This window comes from Coleofasciculus sp. C1-SOL-03, from assembly GCF_040220555.1.
Classification (GTDB): Bacteria; Cyanobacteriota; Cyanobacteriia; order Cyanobacteriales; family Coleofasciculaceae; genus Coleofasciculus.
This window is the reverse complement of sequence record NZ_JAVJUO010000158.1, coordinates 61,440-87,568: the sequence shown is the minus strand read 5'-3', so window position 1 is coordinate 87,568 and position 26,129 is coordinate 61,440. Positions and strand designations below refer to the sequence as shown.

The following is a 26,129-nucleotide window of genomic DNA, read 5'->3' as shown; positions in this document are numbered from 1 at the left end:
GGTTCAATTGTTCCCCACACCCGACACCCGACACCCCACACCCCACACCCCACACCCCACACCCGACACCCCACACCCCACACCCCACACCCCACACCCCACACCCCACACCCGACACCCCACACCCCACACCCCACACCCTTTTACCAAGGATTACCCACCAGCGTAAAAGCACTCCAATAATAGGGATGAGTCAGACTAACATTTCCTGGATTCAGAAAATTCTCCGGTAAGGGAATTTGACCCGATGGTGTGACTAATTCATCCCCCTCTATGTGGACTTCACCCCGAATCATCGCCAGTTGGGTTTGACGCAGGGCTTCAGTTTTCGTGGGTGCTTGGTTTAATTGTTGATAAAATGTCGTCATCAGTCCTAAGGTTCCCGTATCGCTGACTGACCAAAGGCTACCCAATGCCGATTTTACTCCCGCTTGTACTGCTAATCCGGTAAATCCTAACTCGGCTTGTTCGTCCCCTAATGCTGAACTACAAGCACTTAATACCAACAGGTCTACCGGGGGATTATCTAAATGTAACTCCCGCAGTTGATCCAAGGTTAAGCGGTTATGCCAAAACTGGATATAGGAATTCCTGACTTGACCCGGTTGAAATTCGCCATGGGTGGCTAAATGTAAGATACCAAACCGTTGGGCAATGCGAGCTTGTTGCAGATTGTCTAGGGTAAAGCCTTGGTTCAAAAAAGATTCACCTGACCAAAATTGATGGGTAATTAGGTATAACTCCTGGGGAACCGTTGGTAATGGATCTTGTTCCTGGAATTCCGACGCCCCCATAGCTAGAATCGGCGTATCTTTGATCGCCTTGTAGTCGGTATTTGTCAGGCTAAAACTGGGCATTAACCCCACGCTATAGTGTTCAATAATAAATCCCGTACCGTCATGTAAAGCTGCAATCGGTAAGGAACGCAACCCACTATCCATGATAAAGCTAAGACTGGTAATCTGTTGGGCGGCTAATTCCGCTTCTAGGGGGGCGACTAACCACTGATAAAGCTGTTGCGCTGAGGGTTGATAAGGAGTGGGAAAGAGGAAATTTGTCACCGCCCGCCGAAATTCTCGCGCTTGTTGGAGTACCTTGGCTCGGGTTGCACCAGGTACAGAACGATGAATGATATCGCCAGACGGGGTAACTAATACCAGTTCTAATTGATCCGTGGGTTGAGGATTGCTGGGGAGGGTGGGTTTTTGCTGTGGCGAGAGGGACGGATTAAACCGCCAAAGACTGTTGGTTGATGCAGCGGTTTGATGGTTGGGGTTGGTTGGTTCTGATGTCGAGAGTTGGGGGGTAAAAAAGGCGTAAATGAGGGCGGGTTTAGTCCCGGTGATTTGTTCAATTTGACTCAACTTGGCTTGGGTTTCTTGGAGGGTAACGGGCGGGGTAGTCTTAATCCCCAGATAGCTTGCATAAGCGTTGGTGAATTGGCTTTCTTGGTGGATGACTTCCGTGGTGGCGGTGGGGGTTGTCGAGGTGGATTCTGGAAACGCTTCGGATGCTAAATCAATCTCTAGATTAAGGGGTTCGTTGACTGGATGCGGTTGCAGGATATCCACGGGATTGATGGGTGATTGTATCACGGTAGGGATAGGGAGATCCTGGCGCAGAATTTGTATCTTTCCCTCTCGGTAACTCCGGGAGAAGGATTGCACCGGGATAAGTTGCGTTTCTCCAGTGGTGAGAACCCCGGCTGTACCATTAATTTGGGCATTCCCGACGGTAAAGGGGGTAAGTTGATTCCCGCCATGGCGAATGGTAATCTCTCCCCCAGCGTTCCCACCTGTGGTGGAAATACTGGCGTCTGTGCCATTTTTGTCGGTAAAGGTATCCGTCGCCCGGACGTTGTTGTCAGCCGTAATCTCTACATCACCTCCCCTAGCTTGACTCCCTCCTTGACTATTAATTGAACGCACCTGAATCTCGCCCATCCCTTCCAGAGTCACTTCTCCGCCATCCCCGGAACTCCCCTGGCTATTGATTGCGCCTGTGGTGATATCGGCGGCGGCTTGAATCTGGATGTCGCCTCCCCTCAATCCCTGACTATTCAGATTGCCTATTGCCAGCTCACCTGAATCCGCGTTAAGATAAAGACCTCCCCCCTCACCCATGGGGTTACCGGAATCTAGGGTAACCCCACCCCCCTTAATCTTCTCTCCCCTCAAGGTAATGTTTCCGCCACGGCTTTGAATTAAACCGGAACCCGGAAAGGCGATCGCATCCTCACTGGTGATGCTGATATTACCGCCATGGGTGGTTAGGGCGATCGCACCGGCTTGCAGGTTTCCGGTGGTAATTGTCCCCTGGTGACTCTCTAAACTTAAGGCGCGATCGAGGTTCAGAATATCACCCGTAATAATATCCTGATTGGCGTTCAGGGTAATCGCCCCATTTCCCTCACCCCGAATCGTTCCCCCCGTGGTATTGATTGAACCTGAATCCCCAAGAACTTGCAACGTGACAGGGGTTGTGAACGTGACATCCCCAGCTAAACTCATGACACCACCACTATTGTTCCCGCCAATCGTGATCGAGTTAAACCGATTTTGCAGGACATTCAACTCAGGTGTGGTCAACTCTAAAACACGGGGATTTTGATTCTCTGTTCCTCCCAGTTGTATCCCTTGACTTGGGGTTAAGGGTTGCAAGGTGACATTCCCCGTTCCCGATATCATCCCAGTAAAATTTAACTCGTCGCCAATCAGAATTAAATTCCCCGTCCCGCCATCAATATTGCCGCTAATCCCGGCTTGACTGGTATTAAATTGAATCGTATCATCCGCGCTTCCGCCGCGAATGGTTTCTATGGCGGAAAAGGTTAAGGGTGAGTTAAATCCACTCACCTTACCCGCATCTGTCCCCGTAATCGTGAACATAGTATCCACATTCGGTCCAATTAATTCGGAACCCCCCGCCAGATGCACCGGATCATCAAACTGAACCGGGTTTGCCAATGTTATCGTCCCCTGACTATCCGGTTGACCAATCGTAATCGAGTTGAAGCCATCCCAGAGTTTACCCAATTCAGTCGCCGTCAAATCTAACGCCGAGGTATCGTTCCTTGACCCACCAATCACAATTCCTTGATTCGGCGTCAACGGCTGCAGCCAAAGGGTTCCCCTCTGGCTACTGACGTTTGCACCAATATCAATTTCATCGCTAGTAATGGTAATGGTTCCACTCCCTAACATTCCCCCGGTAGCAAAGATAGAATGAATCCCCATCGTCGCGGCTTCTAGGGTGACATCACCTCCTTTCCCATTACCACTTCCGGTGTGGGTGAGGATATTTCCCTGAATGGAGACATCATCGCCTGCTTTGAGGGTAATATCACCGCCATTGCCGATATTGGTCGCCGAGACCAGATCATGAATCTCGATCATTCCCGCTGCATTCAGGTTAATCGTCCCACCATTACCATTCTCAGCATGGGTGAGGACATCATCGGCGATGGCAATATCTTCATCGGAATGAATGGTAATATCACCCCCATGACCGATTAACGTCGAACTTTGGGAAATCGCGGAAATTTCGGTGGCGGTAATATCCCCAGAGGCGGTCAGATGAATCGCCCCCCCATGTTCACCCTGGCTGGTTCCATCACTGCGAATCACTCCCGCCTGAATTCCCCCGTGATTAGGGTTAAGGCTTGATCCGGTTAGGGTAATATCTCCACCTGCGGCGTTAATCTCTGCATTAATCATGATACTGGCGGAATTGGGACTAGCCCCTGTTACCGCGATCGCACCGCCATTGGTTAAAATAGGCTGATTGATGCGGACTTGTCCCTCGCCGTTGTTATCGGTATCCGCGAATAGATTCAGAGTTAACTCACCACGATTGGCACTAATTTGCTCATTCAGAGTAATTGAATCGTCCGCCTGAAGCGTCAGCGTCGCCTCTCCCCCAGCGGTTTTCTGAATCGCTGCACCACTGTCCAGGGTAATCGTGCCTAAACCTGTATCCCCTGGAATACTGGTGGTAATGATCACCGTATTGCCATTATTTAGTGCTGTGTTAATAGTATCCACATTGACCTGGTTCGTGCCAATTTCACCGCCACCATTCTCCACAATCGTGATATCGGTGGGGTCAATTAACCAGGTTCCTCCTGTCCCTTGGGGTGCAGATGCATCGGGGATACTGGTTAAATGCAGCGCCTGTTGACCGGAGGTTTCAATCAATCCGCCATTTCCGCTAACAGTTCCGCCGCGTGCGGTGAGTTGACCCTGAATCTGGGCGGTGTGATCTGACCAAATAATAATTTGACCGCCATTCCCTTCAGTTAACGCATCGGCGTGAATTGTGGAATCCGGACTCACCGTTGTCTGAATGGCATTGGGTATCGTATCTTGTCCCTGATACCCGCCCCCAATCCGCACTCTACCCCCACCCTTGATCCCAGAGGCGTCCAGATGGGCGGAAAATAGACCGACATGATTGCCAATCACATTAATTTCACCCCCTGTCCCGCCTAGGGTGTCAACATTCGCCCCATTAATCTCACCAGACACCAGCGCCATTCCTGTATCCTGGGAGAATGTCATCGTGCGATCGCTCAGTTGCCCGGTTTCCGATTCATCAACCTCCACCGTCTCCCCTGCACCGGTTAATAATTCCGCTAAATCCAGAGGGGTGACAGGTAACAGAGTTCCGGAGGGAGTCCGGGGTGGGGCAATTTCCAGCGAGAGTAAATGTCCCGGTTGCGAAAGTTTGACCAAATTAGCACCCGGAACCGCCGCCAGGGTAATGGTGCCGCCAGGTGCGGTAAGGGTTCCCGTGTTCACCACATTTCCCGCCAGTAGGGTTAAGTTTTGCCCCGGTGATACCGTTAAATTCCCCGCATTCACAATACTTCCCGCTTCCGCTAAATCAAAGGCAAACTGATTCGGCGTACCCATTAAATCCTGATAAGCATTTACGCCAAAAGCATTAAACCACTGATTATCGCCAAAACCAATCCCGGTGGCGGTGGTGGCGATAAAATCAGCCGGGACGTTTAATTGGGCATTGGCACCAAAAATAATTCCGGCGGGATTCATTAGATAGAGATGGGGAGTGCCGCCAGTAATTTGAATTAACCCATTAATTTGAGAGACCTCACCGCCAACCACCCGACCGAGGATATGGTTTAACTTCGGATTAGCCAGAAAGTTAGCGATTTGGTCAGCCTCTAAGCCAAACTCCTGGAAACTGTGGAAGAGATTGTTGCCATCCGCCGAAAGACTCCCCCCCGAAATATCGATGCGGTTGTCCTCCACCGAGATCACCGTTCCGGTGCCATCAGTTGCGGGGGTGATCGGTTGCGCCAGTGCCGGAGAAACAAAAGGCAATGACGCGATCGCGCCCCAAATTCCTGGACAAGATAGGACTAGGTAATGCCAACACCATTGAGCCAATTTCATCAGTAGATACACCGTTTTACCATAGTTGGATATCATGTCCGCCTAAACAGTCATTATTCCCTTTTGTCTTGCAACCTTCCTCCTTCCCTTGGAGTCCTGGAGCCCTCTGCCTTCTGCCTTGTCTCAACCGATAGTGTAAGTATTCCACCGGACATGATAGGACAGGCGACTCAGACACCTCTCTCCATCCCCCGGATTGCTTTGCCGCTTCTTCCTGGTCATGACAGCACTTGATCCGCTCATCGGCTTAACTTCAGAGTACGCTGACCCTCGTTTTATTAGGTTTTGAGCCAGAGAAACGTTGCTGCTTTATTCCGTTATTTTTAGCCGATTACGATGTCTGGAGTATTCAACTGCCTGACGACAGGTAAGCTACTCTTAAAAGTTTGGCACAGGTTCTCAAAACCTTGATTTCTTTGACTTTGTTTTTTCTCGCTCTGTAGTATAGCACATTTTCGGTTCAACAAAATGATAATTAATGTTTAGTCTTATCCAGAAATTGAGTTGACTGACTACTTATCTCCCCTATCTCCCTCATGCCCAACCCCGATTGTGACTAAACCCGCTCCGATTCGGTGATTTGAAGTTTCTGTAGGGGCGACCCGCTTGCACAAATTAACCACTGTATCCACTCAATTCTCGGGTCGCCCTTTACTCAATCCCCTGGGAGGCACAGGATTAAGGGCGGGTTTTGGATCAACGTTATCGGTGTCGATGCTTGCATTAATCCCTAAACCCGCCCCTACAGGATGGTTGAGGGTGAGGATTCAAACCCTGCATGAATACCTGATGATCTGTTGTTTAAGTTTTGTATACAGCAGGTGGCGACAGGGGTGAGGTACATAGACAAGTCTCAAAGCTAGAAATACAGCCGAGTCTACTTTCTGTAAGTATAAACTCCTAAATCTTCAACTCCCCAATTCTCCTCAACTTTCCTCAATTATCCTGAATTATCAACGCCTAAATGATGAAAGTAATCGCTCGACTGTCCGTTACATTGGCTCCCAAATTCGTTACAAAATTGGCAGTTATAGAGGTGATTTGTAAAAAATACGTTACGGTTTAGCCAAGTTTGTTGCCCGACTTTCAGTTTATCGCTGGTTGGGGGATTTGTATTGGCGAATTGGATTCGTTATCACACCAGAAGCACACTATTTAAAAGCACTGGAACTACCACCCTGAATAATATTGGAGGAGTTTACTTCACCATCGGACAACCCCAGAAGACATTGGAATACTACAACCAAGCTTTGCCGATTTTGCGGGAAGTGGGTAATCGCGATGGAGTTGCTACCACCCTGAGTAATATTGGAGTAGTTTACTCCAGTATCGGGCAACCCCAGAAGGCATTGGAATACTACAACCAAGCTTTGCCGATTTTGCGGGAAGTAATTTTCACATCTTACACCATTCCCGTTACACCGCCTTGGGTTCAAACCCAAGGCTCAAAGCTCAAGTCAGCTAAAGCTGACTGGATAAGAGTTTGAGTTTATTTTAATGTCTACAATCTTTCTATAATTATGAATAATCTGAAGGTTTATCTACTAATTATTACACTGATTCCGGCAATGGGTTTAACATCTGTGACTGTGCCACTGATGACTAAACCCAGTTTGGCACAGACTGAAAATTTGCAGATTGAAGAATTAGATAAACTGATAGAACAAGCCTTGAGAAAATCACAGCAAGGGCAACCCTTAGAATCGATAGAAACCCTTCGACAAGCGCTAGAAATGGCGCGACAATTCAATGATAAAAAACTTGAGGCAACTGTACTGGTTGGCATAGGTTTTAATTATGCCAATATTGGACAACCGCAAAAGGCATTGGATTATTACAACCAAGCTTTACCGATTAGCCAGGAAATCAGCGATCGCGCCGGAGTTGCGACTACTCTCAATGGTATTGGTGCAGTCTACCACAGCATCGGACAACCTCAAAAAGCCTTGGATTACTACAACCAAGCTTTATCAATTAGCCGAGAAATCAGCGATCGCTTCGGGGAAGTAACAATACTCAGCAACCTGGCGTTATCTTATCAAACCCAAGGCAATATGGCACAAGCCATTCAATTCTATCAGCAAGCCATTGAACTTAAAGAATCCATCCAATCTGAAATCCAAGTTGAAGAATTCAACGCCTCTTTTTCTCGCCAACAAGAAGACAATTATGAACGTTTAATCAAACTTCTCTGGGATCAAGGAGATTTTCAAGCCGCTTTAAACTACGTCGAACGGACAAAAGCGAGAGCATTTCTTAATCAGCTTGCCAATAGTAGAATCGACTTCCGCGCTGGCGCTGATCATAAACTATTAGAACAAGAACAAGCCCTAAAAACTGAAATCATCACCCTGCGCCAGCACTTAATCACCCTCCGCAACCGCCCCAGAAATCAGTGGGATACTGACACTATTGCCAAAACCGAAAACCAGCTAGCTAGCCGCGAAAAAGACGACCAAGACTTGCTACTCCAAATTAAAATCCAAAATCCAGAAACTGCCAATTTAATCACCGTAGACGTAGCCTCTCTCTCCGAAATTAAGGAGTTAATTGATACCGATACTACCCTCGTCGAATACTTTGTCACCGAAAAACGCACCCTAGCCTTCATTATCACTAAAAATAGCTTCCAAACTGTCACCCTCAACGCCACTCGCGAACAACTTACGGAAGAAATCATCCGATTCCGAGAGTTAGCTGACATCGATAAAATTCATCCCCTAGAACTGCAAAACCTGCATGACTGGCTAATCAAACCCTTACAACCCTATCTCAACACCACCAAAATCGCGATTGTTCCCCACAGTATCCTGCATTATCTCCCCTTCGCCGCCCTCACTGATGGGAATCGCTATCTCAACGATGATTACGCCTTATTTACCCTTCCCAGCGCTAGCATCTTACGTTACTTACCCGAAAAACGCAAACCCAAAACCAACAGTTTATTAGCTATTGGTGACGCCAGAGTTCCTGGACTTTTTCCCTTAAATTTTGCCCAACAAGAAGTGCAAACGATTGCCAAACTTTTCAACACCCAACCCCTCCTCGGTGAAAACGCCACTGAAACCCGTTTCTGGTCAAAAGCCCCCCAATCTGAGATTTTACACCTTGCCGTCCACTGCGAATACAACACCAATACTCCCCAATTCAGTGCCATCCGTTTAGCTGGAGATACAGAAAATGACGGACGTTTAGAAATCCATGAAATCTACGGATTAGACTTAACCAAGACCACAAATTTAGTTGTCCTCAGCGGCTGCCAAACCAATATTGGCAAATTAAGCCAAGGGGATGAACTTGTTGGATTTAACCGCGCTTTTATTTATGCGGGAACCCCTACGGTTATTGCCAGCTTGTGGAATGTAGATGATGCGACGACAGGAAAATTAATGGAACGGTTTTACACTCATTGGCAGGCGGGGATGAGTAAAGCAGAGGCATTACAACAGGCACAGATTGAGGTGCGAAAGGATTATCCTCATCCCTATTTCTGGGCTGGGTTTTCATTAATCGGAGATGGCGGGAGGTGATAATCATGAAATAGCGAGTTAGTAGGTGGACACAATTAAAGTTAAAGGTGGAGAACTCGCTAGGATAAATAGTTCTGTAGAGGAGAAGCATATCACCTTTGAAGTTCCTGTGGGGGCGACCCGCTTGCACAAATTAACAACTGTCTCCACTCAATTGGCTCGGGTCGCCCTTTACTCAATCTCCTGGGAGGCACAGGATTAAGGGCGGGTTTTGGATCAAAGGTAGCGGTGTCGATGCTAAGTTATCCCTAAACCCGCCCCTACAGGATTCAACTAAATCCCCCAATTCTGGGAGACTTTGGAACTTCCGGTTCCCCCCAAAGTTGGACGGCTAGGGGGGCTAAATGCACTATTTTGAGGTTATCAGGATATGACCCAAACTATTCCAGCCAGAGAAATTACCCTCTACGAACTAGAAACATACTTCTGGAGTGTCACCCAGGTGATTATCATTTCTCATTCACATCTCCATTCTCAATAAGCCTGTCAATAAGCTCTCATCTTTTTGAGGCTTGAGGAGGGAATGCTTTGTCTGCCAAGCTTTTGAGCTGCTTGTCACCCCTTCAGGCGATCGCGTCTGACCGAAGCTAACTGTTATTATACGGCGTCTACTTTGCAAACCCTAGAATAATCTCCACTTTTTACCTGTCACAAGGTATAGTAAATAGAGCTTGCTTTGTCACTGTACAGCCGCAATCCTTTGTTCTTCTCAAATGCGGACGAAAGGACTTGAACCTTCACACCTTGCGGTACTAGAACCTAAATCTAGCGCGTCTGCCAATTCCGCCACGTCCGCGACTCACTAGATAGCTATCATAGCAAAAACTTGACGATTTGGTTAACTGAGTTCGATATTTCAGCCGAACGCCCAATTCTACAGCAAAAAGTAGATGGCAGATGGTTTATTCAAACTCGGTTGAATACCCCTCCAGAACACGGTAGAGACGTAGCATGCTACGTCTCTACAATCCTGAAAGCACCAGGGTTATATCGGATTGGGATGCTAGTCCCCATCGTCATCGCCTAGGGGTTATCTTGCCTCGGTTGCGGTAAAGGTAGGGTAATCGTCACCGTACTTCCTGCTTCCGCTTGGGATTCTACCGCGATCGCACCGCCTTGTACATCCACACAATGTTTAACCAGCATCAACCCTAAATGACTCCCCGTCATCTCATTACCCTGACGATTGGTGTCAAAGGCGCTGAAGAGAACTTTTTGCTCAGATTCCGGCATCCCACTGCCAAAATCGGGGATACGAAATACCCCCTTTTCATCTTGACACACCAATTCCAACTTGATCGGACTATCCTCTGGTGCATGTCGCCATGCACTAATTAGGAGATTTGTCAACATCCGACGCAACAATCTTTGATCACCTACGCCATAACAGGATTCTGAACCAACAAACCTAATCTGAGGTTTCGACGGTGTACGTTCCTGTAACTGGGTGATTAATTCTTGACACAACTGAGTTAAATCTAGTTCCGTGAGATTTAAACGCAGTTGCTTGGCTTCAATCTTTTTAATCAATAGCAGATCATTCAGGATTTGGTTGATCCGTTGAGCATTTCCTTGGATGCGCTGGAGATAGTAAAGGGTGTTATTCTCCCTGTCGGAATCGGGATTATTTTCCAGGTATTTCGCATGGGAAAAAATCGTGTTCAGAGGATGGCGGAGTTCTTGGGTAATCACGGAAGCCAATCGGTCAACATGGGATTTGATCGCCCGATATTCCGCTTCTTTTGCCATGGCTTCACTAGCGGCTACCCTCGCCTGTTTTTGTTCGCTCAAATCTTTAAAGGTGATCACAACGGCACCGCCGTCTCCTTCAAGATGATCCAAGCGAGTCATCGTGTACTCATAATCTTTCACCCCCTCAACCGTGGTTAAAGTAATTTCGTCGGAGATAGATTGTCCTGTGGTTAAAACAATGTCCCGTTGAATATCCAACTGTTTCATCTGTTCAGGGGATAGTTTCAGATCATGCCACGTTTTACCGATACAATCCTTTTGGCTAAGTCCCCACGCCTGGGCTGCGGCTTGATTCACATAGACATATTTGCCCGTGCGATCGCACACCAGAAAAAAGTCACTAGAATTGGAGAGAATCGTATTTAGTAGCTGTCCCAGTTGTTCGACTGAGGTGTCTGGAGTTGCAGGAGGAGGGGGAACAGGAGACGTTGTCTCTGGCTGACTGGCTTGTTGTTTAACCGCTTGTTGCTGCTGAATCGCTTGTTGACGGCGAATTGCCTCTTGTTGCTCCGCTTTCAGACGTTTTTGTTGACTAATATCCTCCAGGATACAAATTGCTGAAATGGGGTCGTCTGGAGTCTCCTGCACCAACGCCACGGTAAGCCGTCCCCATTCAATGGTGCTATCGGGATGGTGGAAAGGCTTCTCTAATTGGTAGGAATGACGTTCACCCGCGATTAATTGGCGAAACATTGCCGATTCCATCCCTGGCTTATCTAAATTCATCCACCTCATCAATGTAGGCGCTAATTCCTCAGCCGGACAACCAACCATTGCCTGAAGTTTGGGGTTATATTCGATCAGGTTCCCCTGATGATCTAGAAGTCCTAGACCAATAACTGTCCGATTCACAATGGAACCAAACCGAGAATGAGCGTGGGATTGCATGGAATCTTTATAGCGTGCGATCGTCAAATCTTGTAACCGCCAGCGCAATCCAATCACCTGACCCGATGGATTTTGCACAGGCGCGACGGTTAGGGAAGCGAGGAACGAGGTATCACCACGAGGTTGAATCTGGACGGGCCAATTATTGATCGACTCCCCCTGTTGTAACTGACTCAATTTGTAATAAAAGTCACGTCGTTCTTGAGTGGCGACAAAAACAGCGAAGGATTTGCCCACCAGACGTTCTGGAGAAAAGTTCAGTGAATGGGCGGCGGCTTGATTTGCCTCAACAATGATCGCGTCGGAATTGGTAACCAGGTAGCCATCGGGAGCAAATTCAAACAATTCCCGGTAACGCTGGCGTTCCGCTTCCAAGGCAATCTGGCTTTGGGTTAATTTATCATTTTGTTGGCGTAGTTCTCCGGTGGCAAATTGTAGTTCTTGCAGGGAATGGGACAGTTCGGTCAAACTCTCCAGTAATAAATGTTGCTGCTGGTTTGGCATGTCTTCCGTTCCAGAAGACTCCTGTATCGGCAATTTCAGTGATTCGTGTGCCTGTTGCCACAGCGTTTCGACTCGTCTGAGGGATAGGGTAATTTGTTGATCAAAGGTTTCTGCGGTCATTTTTTATACACAATAGCTGCACCCTGTTAACCTCCATATTTTCTACTATTGTTCCGGAGTTTGTGTTCAGCATTTAGACCCACTACAAGACTTATTCAGCAACCCCTAACTATTCATCCCCCTTAACCACCAATACTGAACAAGGCGCATCAGCCACCACCTGACCACTCACCGAGCCTTGAACGATTCGCTGTAAACCCGTTAATCCACGAGTGCCAATCACGATTAAATCCGCATGATAAATATGAGCAAGGCGAATAATTTCGGCGGGGGGATCACCGTTAACAATCTGAATTTCACTGGAACAGGGGAGTTTAGATTGATACAGTTGCAGTTGCTGTTCGGTTTCTTGGTACAGGAACTCCTCCGAAGGGTGTGGACGATCAACAGGGATGTCCATGTCAGGGTCTTGAGGAGGCATAACATGGCACAGGATAATTTTGGTGGCTGATGTTATTTGTAGGTTATCTAGGGTCTCAATTAAGCGATAGGTTGGCTTTGAGCTGTCCAGAGCTACCAGAATCGTCTTTAGCACCAAAATTTCTCCTCATGAGTGATTACGAGCGATCGGCTCCCAGCAATAGGAATTTTCCCTCTTGATCAGAGGTTTTGTCTACTGGTTTGACAAAATGTTATTTGTCCTTGGTCATTTGTTAGGGAACGGGGAATAGGGAACAGGGAACAGGGAATAGGCAAGAGGCAATAGGCAATGGGCAATGGGCAATGGGCAATAGGTAAGGTAGAGTTTTGAGTTAACTTCCCCTGCTTCCAGACGTGCCATGGCACGTCTCTACATTGCTTCCCCTACTCTGTCTTAATCCGAATGCCTTTCGCCTTTGGTGCGTAAGCGCACGGAATCCCTATGAGAAGGTAATCCTTCGGCTTGTGCCAACACCTGAATCGCTCCTGCCATTTTATTCAAGGCGGTTGAGGAATATTGAATCAGACTGGAGTGTTTCACAAACGTTTCCACACCCAACGCCGAAGCGTAGCGGGCAGCACCAGAGGTGGGTAAGGTATGATTGGGTCCAGCGATATAGTCCCCCACAGCTTCTGGGGTGGAGGTTCCCAAGAAGATGGCTCCAGCATGGCGGATTTGGTCGAGTAAGTCCCAGGGTTCGGTAATTTCTAACTCTAGGTGTTCGGGGGCAAATTCATTAGACAGTTCGGCGGCTGTTTCCAGGGAATCGACGACGATAATTAAGCCGTAGTGGGCGATCGCTTTTTCGGTGAGTTCGCGTCGGGGATGATCCTGAAGTTGGTGTTTGACTTCGGCTTGGACGTTTTTTGCCAATGTCGAGTCCGTCGTGATCAGAATTGCTGCCGCTAGGGGGTCATGTTCTGCCTGGGCTAATAAATCGGCAGCCACATAAACAGGGTTGGCGTGACTATCGGCAATAATCAGCACCTCTGATGGACCGGCGAGGGAGTCGATGCCCACGGTTCCGTAGATGAGTTTCTTTGCCAGGGTGACGTAGATATTCCCTGGACCGGTAATCACATCTACCTTGGGAATGGTTTCGGTGCCATAAGCTAATGCCGCGATCGCTTGGGCACCGCCGACGCGGTAAATGTTGCTCACCCCCGCTTCTTGGGCGGCGACGAGGACGGCGGGATTAATCTTTTTCTCCCAGCCCGGAGGTGTGACCATCACGACTTGAGGCACTTTTGCCACTTTCGCCGGAATCGCATTCATTAACACCGTACTCGGATACGCGGCTCGACCGCCAGGAACATAGAGTCCGGCGCGATCCACTGGTGTGTAGCGTTTACCCAGAACCACCTCATCATCGCCAAACTGCACCCAAGATTTGGGAACACGTTGTCGGTGAAAGGCTTCAATCTGCCGTGCTGCCAACTGAATCGCATCCAGGAGTTCCTTGGACACTTGCTGGTAGGCAGCATCTAGTTCTGAGCCACTGACACGCAGTTGGTCAGGGGTTAGACGTTGATGGTCAAATTCTTCGGTATAGTGCAAGAGGGCTTTATCCCCTTGGCGTTTTACCGTCTGCAAGACTTCTCGCACCGTCGCCTCTTTGTGCATGATTCCATCGTGGGAGGTGCGATCGCAGATCCGCCGCAGTTCATTTGTTGCCTCAGCCTGCTGAGTGATTATTCGCAGCATGGAGTCGGAGTGCCTATCATGAGGTATTACCCGTGGGAGACTCGGATCGGAATTGGGTTTTCCCTTGGGGGGAGTCCTCCTTCCCTAGTCTCTCTTCTCTAGCTTACCTGGATTTTTCTGGAGTCGCGATACTTTTGGCATAGATGTTATAGTGGTTGTTCTGGTATGTTGGAAAGTTGGTAATCGCAAACGTTAGTTTTCCGGAAGTCTCTTGTGGCTAATAGCAAGTCTGCTCTTAAACGTATAAAAATCGCTGAACGAAACCGAGTTCGCAATAAAAGCTATAAATCAGCGGTGAGAACGCTGATGAAACGATATTTTGAGGCGGTTGAGGATTATGCTCGTCAGCCCAGTCCTGAGTCCTTACAGGATGTAAAAAATCGCATGTCTGCTGCTTACAGTAAGATAGACAAAGCGGTGAAGCGGGGCGTCCTGCACAGTAATAATGGTGCCCGTAAGAAGTCTCGTCTAGTGAAGCGGCTGAAACAGGCACAGGCTCAAATGAATCCCCCATCGGCTGAAACGTCGGCGGCTGAAACTACAGAAGCGTCCTAGTGCAGGGCAAATGTAGAGACGTAGCATGCTACGTCTGGGAGCTGGGGGAGGATGTCACTGAGTCAGTTATGTCTGCCGTTAGCTCACTGAAATGGGTAAACGTCCGCAAACTCTTATCCAGTCAGCTTTAGCGGATTTGAGCTTTTAGCCTAGAGTTTAAACTCTAGGCGGTTGGTGAGACGGGTGCAAGATGTGAGTGACACCGGATTTTAAGCGTGTTAACTCCCAAATAAGCTCTAAGCTAGGAAAAATGTTGGCTCCTTGGGTTGGTCTTGGGTAAAAATTGAGCTGGAGAGGACACACATAATGCCAATGCAGTTGATAGACACCCATGTTCATATCAACTTCGATGTCTTTGAGTCTGATCGAGAAGCCGTGCGCGATCGCTGGCGGGATGTCGGTGTGGTGCGGTTGGTGCATTCCTGTGTTGAACCGTCGGAGTTTTCAGGGATTCAGCAATTGGCGAACCAATTCCCGGAACTGTCTTTCGCTGTCGGCTTACATCCCCTAGATGCTCACAAATGGACGCCCGAAATGGCGGATCAAATTCGCGCCTTGGCGAGTTCTGATGCCAGAGTGGTGGCAATCGGGGAAATGGGGTTAGATTTCTATAAAGCTGAAAACCAAGACCAGCAAAAACAGGTATTCGCTGCCCAACTGGCGATCGCTCACGAGCTTGACTTACCCGTAATTATTCATTGTCGCGATGCTGCTGCCGATCTGCGTGATCAGGTGCAGCAGTTTTGCCAAGAGGTGGGACCAATCCGAGGCGTGATGCATTGTTGGGGAGGAACACCGGAGGAAACGCAGTGGTTCTTGGATCTAGGATTTTATATTAGCTTCAGTGGAATTGTTACCTTTAAAAACGCCAAAGCCATTAAAGAATCAGCCGCCCTGGTGCCAGGCGATCGCTTGCTGATTGAAACCGATTGTCCGTTTCTGGCTCCTGTACCCAAACGGGGGAAGCGCAATGAACCCGCGAACGTGTACCATGTTGCCGATTGTGTTGCCAAACTGCGGCAGATTCCCCTGGAAACCTTGGCAGAAGAAACCACCCAGAATGCCTGTCGGCTATTTAATCTGACTGTACCAAGTTTCTCTAGTAACTAGAGGAGACAAGGCAGAGGAGACAAGGCAGAGGGCAGAAGGCAGAGGGCAGAAGGCAGAGGGCAGAAGGGAAAGAGCAAGGTGGCGAGGAATAAGAAGGATATGACAGTTATTTCGGCAATACGATATCATCTCCCCCACTCCCTCATCTCCCCCATCTTCCCCATCTCCCCCTGCTCCCAGACGTGCCATGGCACGTCTCTACATCTCCCCCATCTCCCCTTAACAGCCAGCTTGCGCCATAATTGATTAAGAAGAGTTACTATGTATAAAATTTTCTCAAGTTTTATCCCGTCATTACTGCTTACCCGGAACCAAGCCTGAATTGATGCCCAACTGCCCGCGAGGAGAAGATGCCGCCAATTCTATCTAATTGTAGATCGTCTCGATCAATCCCTAAATCATCATTATCGTTAAAGCACTCCCGCCGATTAGTAAGACAGTCATTATCATCCTCAGACTCTCTTATTGCTTCTTTGGGTAAAAATTCTCGGTTGGGCAGGGCTAGGCGCTGACTGCTGTCTACCCCGATCACTATAGCCAATCATAACTGTTCCTGTTGCTCAGGATTGCTGACTTGAGGATATAATTATCCCTCGTTCTTGGCTGTGACAACCCATCCTGACGCTGATTCACCCTTTCCAGAAGGAAACGCATGACTACTCCAACGTATACAACTCCCACCTATCTATTACCAGACTTAGTAGAGATTCAGCGAGCCAGTTTTCGCTGGTTTCTTGAAGCCGGGTTAATTGAAGAACTCAACAGCTTCTCACCGATTAGTGACTACACGGGTAAGCTGGAACTCCATTTTATCGGCAAAGACTATAAGCTCAAGCGTCCGAAATATGATGTGGACGAAGCCAAGCGGCGAGACAGCACTTATGCGGTGCAAATGTATGTCCCCACTCGCCTGATTAACAAAGAGACGGGTGAGATTAAGGAGCAAGAAGTCTTCATTGGCGATCTGCCCCTGATGACCGATCGCGGTACGTTTATTATTAACGGTGCCGAGCGCGTCATTGTCAATCAAATTGTCCGCAGTCCCGGCGTCTACTACAAGTCGGAAATTGATAAAAATGGACGCCGCACCTACTCTGCTTCGTTAATTCCCAACCGAGGCGCTTGGTTAAAATTTGAAACGGACAAAAATGATTTAGTCTGGGTTCGGATCGACAAAACCCGCAAATTGTCCGCTCAAGTTCTCTTAAAAGCCTTGGGACTCTCGGACAATGAAATTATCGATGCCCTACGTCACCCCGATTATTATCAAAAGACCTTAGACAAAGAAGGCAATCCCAGTGAAGAAGAAGCCCTGATGGAGCTATATCGGAAGCTGCGTCCGGGTGAACCGCCTACCGTCAGCGGCGGTCAGCAGTTATTAGACTCCCGCTTTTTCGACCCAAAACGGTACGATCTGGGTCGTGTCGGTCGCTACAAAATTAACCGCAAGTTGCGCCTAAATGTGGCTGATACCATCCGGGTGTTGACGCCCCAAGATATTATGGGCGCGATCGATTACCTAATCAACCTGGAATTTGACATTGGCAGCACCGACGATATTGACCACTTGGGCAACCGCCGCGTCCGTTCCGTGGGTGAACTCCTGCAAAACCAGGTGCGGGTGGGATTGAATCGCTTAGAACGGATTATTCGGGAACGGATGACCGTTTCTGACTCCGATACCTTAACCCCCGCCTCTTTGGTCAACCCCAAACCCCTAGTTGCGGCGATTAAAGAGTTCTTTGGATCTTCTCAGCTATCCCAATTCATGGATCAGACCAATCCCCTGGCTGAGTTAACCCACAAACGTCGTTTATCTGCCCTTGGACCGGGTGGCTTAACCCGGGAACGGGCAGGGTTTGCCGTGCGGGATATTCACCCCTCTCACTATGGACGGATTTGCCCCATCGAAACGCCAGAAGGACCCAACGCTGGACTGATTGGTTCCCTAGCCACCCATGCCCGAGTTAACGCTTATGGCTTTATTGAAACCCCCTCGTACCCCGTAGAAAACGGGCGGGTGATCAAAGACAAAGCACCGCTTTACATGACCGCTGATGAAGAGGACGACTTGCGCGTGGCGCCCGGTGACATCCCCATGGATGAAAATGGTTATATCTTGGGTGAATCCGTTCCCGTGCGCTATCGCCAAGAATTCACCACCACCACCCCAGATCAGGTAGACTTTGTGGCAGTCTCTCCGGTGCAAATCATCTCCGTGGCAACCTCCCTGATTCCCTTCCTGGAACATGATGACGCCAACCGCGCCCTGATGGGTTCAAATATGCAACGGCAAGCCGTCCCCTTGTTGCGTCCAGAGCGTCCCTTGGTGGGTACAGGGTTGGAAGCCCAAGCCGCACGAGATTCCGGCATGGTAGTTGTCGCCCGGAAAGCTGGCGAAGTGGTTTACGTGGATGCCACCAAAATTCGCGTGCAAACCGCTCCCAGCACCCCCGCTTTACCGGGAGACAGTACAGAGACGGAACAAACCAGCGAACCAGAAATCATTGAATACGAAATCCAGAAATATCAGCGGTCTAACCAAGACACCTGCTTAAATCAGCGTCCGTTAGTTTTTTACGGAGATGACGTAGAAGCGGGTCAAATCCTGGCTGACGGTTCCGCCACCGAAGGGGGAGAACTGGCATTAGGACAGAACATTCTGGTGGCATATATGCCTTGGGAAGGCTACAACTACGAAGACGCCATCCTAATTAGTGAACGACTGGTACTCGATGATGTGTACACCAGTATTCACATTGAAAAATACGAAATTGAAGCTCGCCAAACTAAGCTAGGACCCGAAGAAATCACCCGCGAAATTCCCAACGTGGGGGAAGACGCCCTGCGCCAACTGGATGAACAAGGCATCATCCGGATTGGGGCGTGGGTAGAAGCCGGAGATATTCTCGTCGGGAAAGTCACCCCCAAAGGCGAATCCGACCAACCCCCCGAAGAAAAACTGCTGCGGGCGATTTTCGGGGAAAAAGCCCGGGATGTGCGGGACAACTCCTTGCGCGTTCCCAACGGTGAAAAAGGTCGGGTTGTGGATGTCCGCATCTTTACCCGTGAACAAGGGGATGAACTTCCCCCCGGTGCCAACATGGTAGTGCGCGTCTATGTGGCTCAAAAGCGCAAGATTCAGGTGGGCGATAAAATGGCAGGTCGTCACGGGAATAAAGGGATTATTTCCCGGATTCTGCCCATGGAAGATATGCCCTATCTCCCCGATGGCACCCCCATCGACATTATCCTCAATCCCTTGGGTGTTCCCAGTCGGATGAATGTGGGTCAAGTCTTTGAATGTTTACTCGGATGGGCGGGTGAAAACTTAGACTTGCGCTTTAAGATGATTCCCTTTGATGAAATGTATGGGGAAGAAGCCTCCCGGCTGACGGTTCACGGCAAACTTCAGCAAGCCCGGGAAGAAACTCAGCAAGATTGGGTATTTGATCCAGATAATCCGGGTAAAATCCAGGTATTTGACGGTCGCACGGGTGAAGCCTTTGATCGTCCGGTGACAATCGGTATCGCCTACATGTTAAAACTGGTTCACCTGGTTGATGATAAGATTCATGCTCGTTCCACCGGTCCTTATTCCTTGGTGACGCAGCAACCCTTGGGCGGTAAGGCGCAGCAGGGCGGTCAACGGTTCGGCGAAATGGAAGTCTGGGCATTGGAGGCTTTTGGTGCAGCCTATACCCTGCAAGAGTTACTCACCGTGAAATCCGACGATATGCAGGGTCGTAATGAAGCCCTCAACGCCATCGTCAAAGGTAAGGCGATTCCCCGACCCGGTACGCCGGAATCCTTTAAGGTGTTGATGCGAGAACTGCAATCCTTGGGACTAGATATTGCCGTTCACAAAGTCGAAACCGATGAAGATGGCTCCAGCCGTGATTTAGAAGTCGATTTAATGGCAGATGGCGGTAGCCGTCGGACTCCCAGCCGACCGACTTATGAATCTCTCCGCAGTGAGGAACTCGAAGAAGAAGAGATGTAAGGTCTCAGAATGTAGAGACGTTGCCTGCACCGTCTCTACTACATCTGGAAGAAAAGACGTGTCATGGCTACGTCTGGAACATTCACAACCCTGGAAGATGAAACAGCAACAAGAACAGCGCTTTGACTACGTAAAAATTGGCATTGCCTCTCCGGAACGCATCCGTACCTGGGGAGAACGTACCCTACCCAATGGTCAAGTGGTGGGGGAAGTGACGAAACCGGAAACGATTAACTATCGCACGCTCAAACCCGAAATGGATGGGTTGTTCTGTGAGCGGATTTTTGGTCCAGCCAAAGACTGGGAATGTCACTGCGGCAAATACAAACGAGTGCGCCATCGTGGGATTGTCTGTGAACGCTGCGGCGTGGAAGTTACCGAGTCGCGGGTGCGACGCCACCGCATGGGGTTCATTAAATTGGCGGCGCCAGTAGCGCATGTTTGGTATCTCAAAGGGATTCCCAGTTATCTGAGTATTCTCTTGGATATGCCGTTGCGGGATGTGGAGCAGATTGTTTATTTCAATGCTTATGTTGTCCTCAATCCAGGGAATGCCGAAAATCTCAGCTATAAACAGCTATTGACCGAAGACCAATGGCTGGAAATTGAGGAGCAACTCTACAGCGAAGACTCCGAACTGAATAACGTCGAGGTGGGCATAGGCGCAGAAGCTCTACAGCAACTTTTGCAAGATGTCAACTTAGACAACGAAGCCGAAAAGCTGCGCGAGGACATCAGCAACGCCAAAGGGCAAAAGCGGGCAAAGCTGATTAAGCGGCTGCGGGTGATTGATAACTTTATCGCCACCGGATCACAAGCCGAGTGGATGGTGCTGACGGTGATTCCGGTCATCCCACCGGATTTACGTCCCATGGTGCAGCTGGATGGCGGACGCTTTGCTACCTCCGACTTAAATGACTTGTATCGCCGCGTGATCAACCGTAATAATCGCTTGGCACGCCTCCAGGAAATCCTCGCCCCGGAAATTATCGTCCGTAACGAAAAGCGGATGCTGCAAGAAGCCGTTGATGCACTGATTGATAATGGACGCCGGGGACGCACGGTGGTGGGTGCGAATAATCGGGCATTAAAGTCCTTGTCCGACATTATTGAAGGGAAACAGGGTCGATTCCGCCAAAACCTGTTGGGGAAACGGGTGGATTACTCCGGACGTTCGGTAATTGTTGTCGGTCCGAATCTGAAAATTCACCAGTGCGGTTTACCCCGTGAAATGGCGATTGAACTGTTTCAACCCTTTGTGATCCATCGTCTGATTAGTCAGGGGTTAGTCAATAACATTAAAGCCGCCAAAAAACTGATTCAGCGCAGTGACGCCAGCGTTTGGGACGTGCTAGAAGAAGTGATTGCCGGTCATCCCGTCTTGCTCAACCGAGCGCCAACGCTGCACCGTTTAGGGATTCAAGCCTTTGAACCGATTTTAGTCGAAGGTCGGGCGATTCAACTGCATCCCTTGGTTTGTCCTGCTTTTAACGCCGACTTTGACGGTGACCAGATGGCGGTTCACGTTCCTTTATCGTTGGAATCCCAAGCCGAAGCCCGATTGCTAATGTTGGCGTCCAATAATATTCTCTCGCCAGCAACCGGACGCCCGATTGTCGCACCTAGTCAGGATATGGTGCTGGGATGTTATTACCTCACCGCCGAAAATCCCCATGCCAAAAAAGGAGAGGGTCGCTATTTTGCTTCGTTGGATGATGCCATCCGCGCCTTTGAACACCAGCAAGTCGAGTTACATGCTTACGTCTGGGTACGTTTCGATGGCACGATTCAGGCAGGCAAGTCGGAGGATGGGCAGGTGATTTCCTCAGAAACCTCCTCCGATGGGACGGTGACGAAAGTCTACAAAGACCGCCGCGTCCGAGAAACGGCAGATGGAGAACTGATTTCGCAATACGTTCGCACCACACCGGGTCGGATTATTTACAACAAAGCCATCCAAGATGCCCTGATGATTACCTGAACCCAAACCCAGGACAAATCACCCAGGACGAATCACCAAGGACGAATGACAAATGACGAATGACAAAGGACAAAAAGAATCGATTTTCTACAATCGAGTTGTGGATAAAGGTCAGCTCAAAAAACTGATCTCCTGGGCGTTTACTAAGTATGGCAGCGCCCGTACCGCCCAGATGGCTGACAAGCTCAAGGATTTAGGCTTCCGCTATGCCACCAAAGCGGGAGTTTCAATTAGTGTTGATGACTTACTCGTGCCGCCGAAAAAGCGGGAAATGCTAGAAGCGGCGGAAGCCCAGATTCGCGCCACGGAAGCCCGTTACAGTCGGGGGGAAATCACCGAAGTTGAACGATTCCAGAAAGTAATTGATACCTGGAATAGTACGTCGGAAGCCCTGAAAGATGAAGTGGTGGTGAATTTCAAGGCAACTGATCCCTTGAATTCGGTCTATATGATGGCGTTTTCCGGGGCAAGAGGAAACCTGTCTCAGGTGCGCCAATTGGTCGGGATGCGGGGTCTGATGGCTGATCCGAATGGGCAAATTATTGACCTGCCGATCAAGACGAATTTCCGGGAAGGGTTAACCGTTACCGAATATATTATTTCCAGTTACGGGGCGCGGAAAGGACTGGTGGATACGGCGCTGAGAACCGCTGACTCCGGCTATCTGACCCGGCGTCTGGTGGATGTGTCTCAAGATGTGATTGTCCGGGAAGTGGACTGTGGCACAACCCGAGGCATTCAGCTTACCGCGATGAAAGATGGCGATCGCGTGTTGATTCCTCTGCAAGATCGGCTCTTGGGACGTGTCCTAGCCGCCGATTTGCTGCATCCGAAAACCAAAGAGGTCATTGCCAAACGCAACCAAGCCATCTCCGACGATTTAACCGACATCATCGCCAAAGCTGGGGTAGAAGAGTTGATGGTTCGCTCACCCCTCACCTGTGAAGCCTCACGCTCCGTCTGTCAGCATTGCTACGGCTGGAGTTTGGCACATGGACACATGGTCGATTTGGGCGAAGCTGTGGGGATTATTGCGGCTCAGTCCATTGGGGAACCGGGAACTCAGCTAACCATGCGGACGTTCCACACGGGAGGTGTCTTCACCGGGGAAGTTGCTCGTCAAGTCTCAGCGGCATTTGATGGCGTTGTCCGCTTCTCCAGCCGTCTGCGAACCCGGGGCGTGCGTACCCGCCACGGGGAAGAGCGGGAACAGGTGGAAGTCGCCGGCGAACTGATTCTGGAACCCACCGATAATGGAAAAGCCAAGACCATTCCCGTCACGCCCGGTTCCATTCTCCTGGTTGGCAATGGGGAACAGGTAAAAGCGGAACAGCTTTTAGCAGAAGTGGCGTTAGGGAAATCTCGCCTGTCAACGGAAAAAGCGGCGAAAGACGTTGCCTCGGATTTGGCGGGAGAAGTCCTATTTGCCGACTTGATCCCAGAAGAAAAAACCGATCGCCAAGGAAATACGACCCGGATTGCCCAGCGTGGTGGCTTGTTGTGGGTGTTATCGGGAGAGGTGTATAACCTACCTCCGGGTGCCGAACCCGTGGTCAAAAACGGGGATTCCGTAGAACCCGGTTCCGTTTTAGCCGAAACCAAGTTAATCAGCCAAAACGGTGGTGTAGTGCGCCTGACCCCCGGTAAGCGGGAAATTGACATCATCACCGCCTCAGTGCGCTTAGACCAAGCCGCGGTGCGGATGGAAAGCAGTGGGGGTCGCGAACAGTACGTGATTCACACGGCAAATAACCAGCGTTTCCTACTCAAGGCAACCCCAGGCACAAAAGTGCTAAATAATCAAGTGGTGGCGGAGTTAATTGACGATCGCTATCGCACCCAAACGGGGGGGATTATTAAGTATGGCGGCGTAGAAGTCGCCAAGCGCGGTAAAGCCAAGCAAGGATACGAAATCACCAAAGGGGGCACCTTGCTATGGATTCCCGAAGAATGCCACGAGGTTAACAAAGATATCTCCTTGCTGCTGGTGGAAGACGGTCAATATGTGGAAGCCGGTACCGAGGTGGTCAAAGATATCTTCTGCCAATCGGGAGGAATTGTTGAAGTTGTCCAGAAGAATGACATTCTCCGGGAAATTGTGATTAAGCCTGGAGACTTGCATTTGGTGGATGACGTCCCCGACGCCTTTACCTCTGAAGGTCAGCTCGTACAGCCCGGTACAGAACCTGTCCCGGGGTTAAGTGTAGACGAGCTGCGGTATGGGGAAGTCGCCGAGACGCCAGAGGGAATGGCGTTACTACTCCGACCTGTGGTGGAGTTTAACATCCCCGATGAACCGGATGTCCCCTCTCAAGCCTCCATCGACAGTGCCAATGGCTCTCCTGTAGAGGGCGATCAGGGGGATGCCGAAAGTGCGATCGGGATTGAGCTGCGAACGATTCAACGCCTCCCTTACAAAGATGGAGAGCGGATCAAGTCCGTGGAAGGACTGGAGTTAGTCCGAACTCAACTCGTGTTGGACATGACTCAGGAGTCCGACGGAGATCATTCCGCCTCTCAACTTTCAGCGGATATTGAATTAGTCCCAACCGAAGAATCGGATGATCCAGAGGACATGCGGTTGCAGTTGGTGATCCTGGAATCCTTGGTGATCCGACGCGATACCTCCGCTGATCCCTTAGGAGGAAGTACCCAAACTCGGCTGTTGGTCAACGATGGCGATAAAATTGCCGCCAAAGACGTCGTCGCCCGCACCGAAATTCAATGTAAAGAACCCGGTGAAGTTCGGGGGATTCGCGAAGGGGTGGAAGCCATTCGCCGGGTACTGGTGGTGCGGGATGTGGATCGGATCACCGTTCCCATTACTGGCACCCCTCAGGTGAAGGTGGGAGATTTAGTCGTGGAGACTGATTTCCTCGCCGCCAGCGTGCAAGCCTCTGAATCTGGGCAAGTGGTGCAAGTAAAAGAGGATGGAGTCACCTTGCGACTCGCCCGCCCTTACCGAGTTTCTCCGGGTGCGGTACTACAAATTGATAATGGAGACTTGGTGCAACGGGGTGACAACCTGGTGCTGCTGGTGTTTGAACGGGCGAAGACCGGAGATATTATTCAAGGTCTACCCCGGATTGAAGAACTCCTAGAAGCCCGGAAACCCAAAGAAGCCTGTGTATTAGCCCGCCGTCCTGGTGAAACCCAGGTGGTTTATGAGGAAGATGAAACCGTTGATATCAAAGTGATTGAGCCGGAAGGGGTAATTACCGACTATCCAGTCAGTCCGGGACAAAACGCCCTAGTTTCCGATGCTCAATATGTCAAAGCGGGTCAACCCTTAACCGATGGTCCGGCAAATCCCCATGAGATTCTGGAGATTTTCTTTGAACTCACGGTGGAAGAAAAGGGCATCTATGAAGGTGCTTTAGCTGGATTGCAAGCCGCCCAAGCCTTTCTGGTGAATGAAGTCCAATCGGTGTATCAATCCCAGGGAATTGATATCTCTGACAAACATATCGAAGTGATCGTGCGTCAGATGACCTCGAAAGTTCGGGTCGATGATGGGGGTGATACCACGATGCTACCGGGAGAATTGGTGGAATTGCGGCAAATTGAGACCGTGAATGAAGCCATGGCAATTACCGGGGGCGCACCCGCCCAATATACGCCCGTATTATTGGGGATTACCAAAGCCTCACTGAATACGGATAGCTTCATCTCCGCCGCTAGCTTCCAGGAAACCACCCGTGTCCTCACCGAAGCCGCCATTGAAGGCAAATCTGATTGGTTACGGGGTCTGAAGGAGAACGTGATTATTGGTCGCTTGATTCCCGCTGGAACCGGCTATAACGCTTATGAAGACCCAACCAGTGGGGTTGATGCAGACTTCAATGGAGGCGCTGAGTATGATTTCGGCGATCTGAATGAGGGTAGTGAATTCGACCAAGATGATTCCCTGGAAGTGCTAGACGATCGCACGGCTCGCGCTTACAGTATGGATGAAGAGGATACTAGCGATTTTGAGTCGTTGATGGATGAGGATGAAGACTCAGACGAGTTGGCGGAGGAATATCTGGAGGATGAGGAGGATGAGGATGTTTAGTCCGTTATCCTCTGTGATGCGGATGGCTGAAGCCTAACCGGGTTGTAGAGACGTTGCATGCAACGTCTCTACCTAGCCCTACAATTAGGG

The 26,129-nt window shown here is 49.7% G+C and carries 13 protein-coding genes, 1 tRNA gene and 1 pseudogene; 8 read left to right on the top strand and 7 right to left on the bottom strand.

Annotation, left to right across the window (positions count from 1 at the left end; all coding sequences use genetic code 11):
* Positions 1–143: 143 nt before the first annotated feature.
* On the bottom strand, positions 144–5,453 hold the full coding sequence (locus RIE73_RS25715) for a CHAT domain-containing protein (protein WP_446403874.1): 5,310 nt from the start codon (positions 5,451–5,453) through the stop codon (positions 144–146).
* 1,136 nt (positions 5,454–6,589) lie between these two features.
* On the opposite strand from RIE73_RS25715, the pseudogene RIE73_RS25710 reads away from it, so the two are divergent.
* Positions 6,590–6,808 (top strand): annotated as a pseudogene (locus tag RIE73_RS25710) (tetratricopeptide repeat protein); the annotation flags it as partial.
* Between the two features lie 129 nt (positions 6,809–6,937).
* Complete coding sequence (locus RIE73_RS25705; RefSeq protein ID WP_446403873.1) at positions 6,938–8,947, top strand: CHAT domain-containing protein; 2,010 nt, start codon at positions 6,938–6,940, stop codon at positions 8,945–8,947.
* 714 nt (positions 8,948–9,661) lie between these two features.
* Here RIE73_RS25705 and RIE73_RS25700 read toward each other — a convergent pair.
* Positions 9,662–9,743: transfer RNA gene (locus tag RIE73_RS25700), tRNA-Leu, on the bottom strand.
* Between the two features lie 30 nt (positions 9,744–9,773).
* On the opposite strand from RIE73_RS25700, the gene RIE73_RS25695 reads away from it, so the two are divergent.
* Positions 9,774–9,974, top strand: coding sequence for a hypothetical protein (locus RIE73_RS25695; protein WP_446403872.1), 201 nt, complete (start codon positions 9,774–9,776; stop codon positions 9,972–9,974).
* On the opposite strand, the gene RIE73_RS25690 is transcribed toward RIE73_RS25695, so the two are convergent.
* From RIE73_RS25690 to hisD, 4 genes are all read right to left on the bottom strand, one after another.
* Entirely contained in the window at positions 9,971–12,211 is a 2,241-nt protein-coding gene (locus RIE73_RS25690) for a PAS domain-containing sensor histidine kinase (protein WP_446403871.1), read from the bottom strand. The genes RIE73_RS25695 and RIE73_RS25690 overlap by 4 nt on opposite strands.
* Before the next feature lie 109 nt (positions 12,212–12,320).
* The gene (locus RIE73_RS25685) at positions 12,321–12,746 is read right to left on the bottom strand and encodes a universal stress protein (protein WP_446403870.1); all 426 of its coding nucleotides are present in this window, start codon (positions 12,744–12,746) and stop codon (positions 12,321–12,323) included.
* 111 nt (positions 12,747–12,857) lie between these two features.
* On the bottom strand, positions 12,858–12,992 hold the full coding sequence (locus RIE73_RS25680; protein ID WP_446403869.1) for a hypothetical protein: 135 nt from the start codon (positions 12,990–12,992) through the stop codon (positions 12,858–12,860).
* A 33-nt stretch (positions 12,993–13,025) separates the two neighbouring features.
* A complete protein-coding gene (gene hisD, locus RIE73_RS25675; RefSeq protein ID WP_446403868.1) occupies positions 13,026–14,336 on the bottom strand; it encodes a histidinol dehydrogenase in 1,311 nt (436 codons plus the stop codon).
* Positions 14,337–14,549: 213 nt separating this feature from the next.
* Here hisD and rpsT point away from each other — a divergent pair, with 213 nt between their 5' ends.
* Both rpsT and RIE73_RS25665 read left to right on the top strand, forming a co-directional pair.
* Positions 14,550–14,891: a 30S ribosomal protein S20 gene (gene rpsT, locus RIE73_RS25670; RefSeq protein ID WP_446403867.1), complete on the top strand. Its 342-nt coding sequence runs from the start codon at positions 14,550–14,552 to the stop codon at positions 14,889–14,891.
* Positions 14,892–15,203: 312 nt separating this feature from the next.
* Positions 15,204–16,001, top strand: a complete 798-nt coding sequence (locus RIE73_RS25665) for a TatD family hydrolase (RefSeq protein WP_446403866.1) — start codon at positions 15,204–15,206, stop codon at positions 15,999–16,001.
* A 301-nt stretch (positions 16,002–16,302) separates the two neighbouring features.
* Here the strand turns inward: RIE73_RS25665 and RIE73_RS25660 are convergent, their stop codons facing one another.
* Complete coding sequence (locus RIE73_RS25660) at positions 16,303–16,542, bottom strand: hypothetical protein (protein ID WP_446403865.1); 240 nt, start codon at positions 16,540–16,542, stop codon at positions 16,303–16,305.
* A gap of 111 nt (positions 16,543–16,653) precedes the next feature.
* Between RIE73_RS25660 and rpoB the strand changes: the two genes are divergently transcribed.
* The 3 genes from rpoB (at position 16,654) to RIE73_RS25645 (ending at position 26,039) form a co-directional block, all read left to right on the top strand.
* Positions 16,654–20,004 (top strand): DNA-directed RNA polymerase subunit beta, encoded by a 3,351-nt coding sequence (gene rpoB / locus RIE73_RS25655; protein WP_446403864.1) that lies wholly within the window; start codon positions 16,654–16,656, stop codon positions 20,002–20,004.
* Between the two features lie 97 nt (positions 20,005–20,101).
* Positions 20,102–21,985 (top strand): DNA-directed RNA polymerase subunit gamma, encoded by a 1,884-nt coding sequence (locus RIE73_RS25650; protein ID WP_446403880.1) that lies wholly within the window; start codon positions 20,102–20,104, stop codon positions 21,983–21,985.
* A gap of 52 nt (positions 21,986–22,037) precedes the next feature.
* Positions 22,038–26,039, top strand: a complete 4,002-nt coding sequence (locus RIE73_RS25645) for a DNA-directed RNA polymerase subunit beta' (protein ID WP_446403863.1) — start codon at positions 22,038–22,040, stop codon at positions 26,037–26,039.
* Positions 26,040–26,129 lie beyond the last annotated feature (90 nt).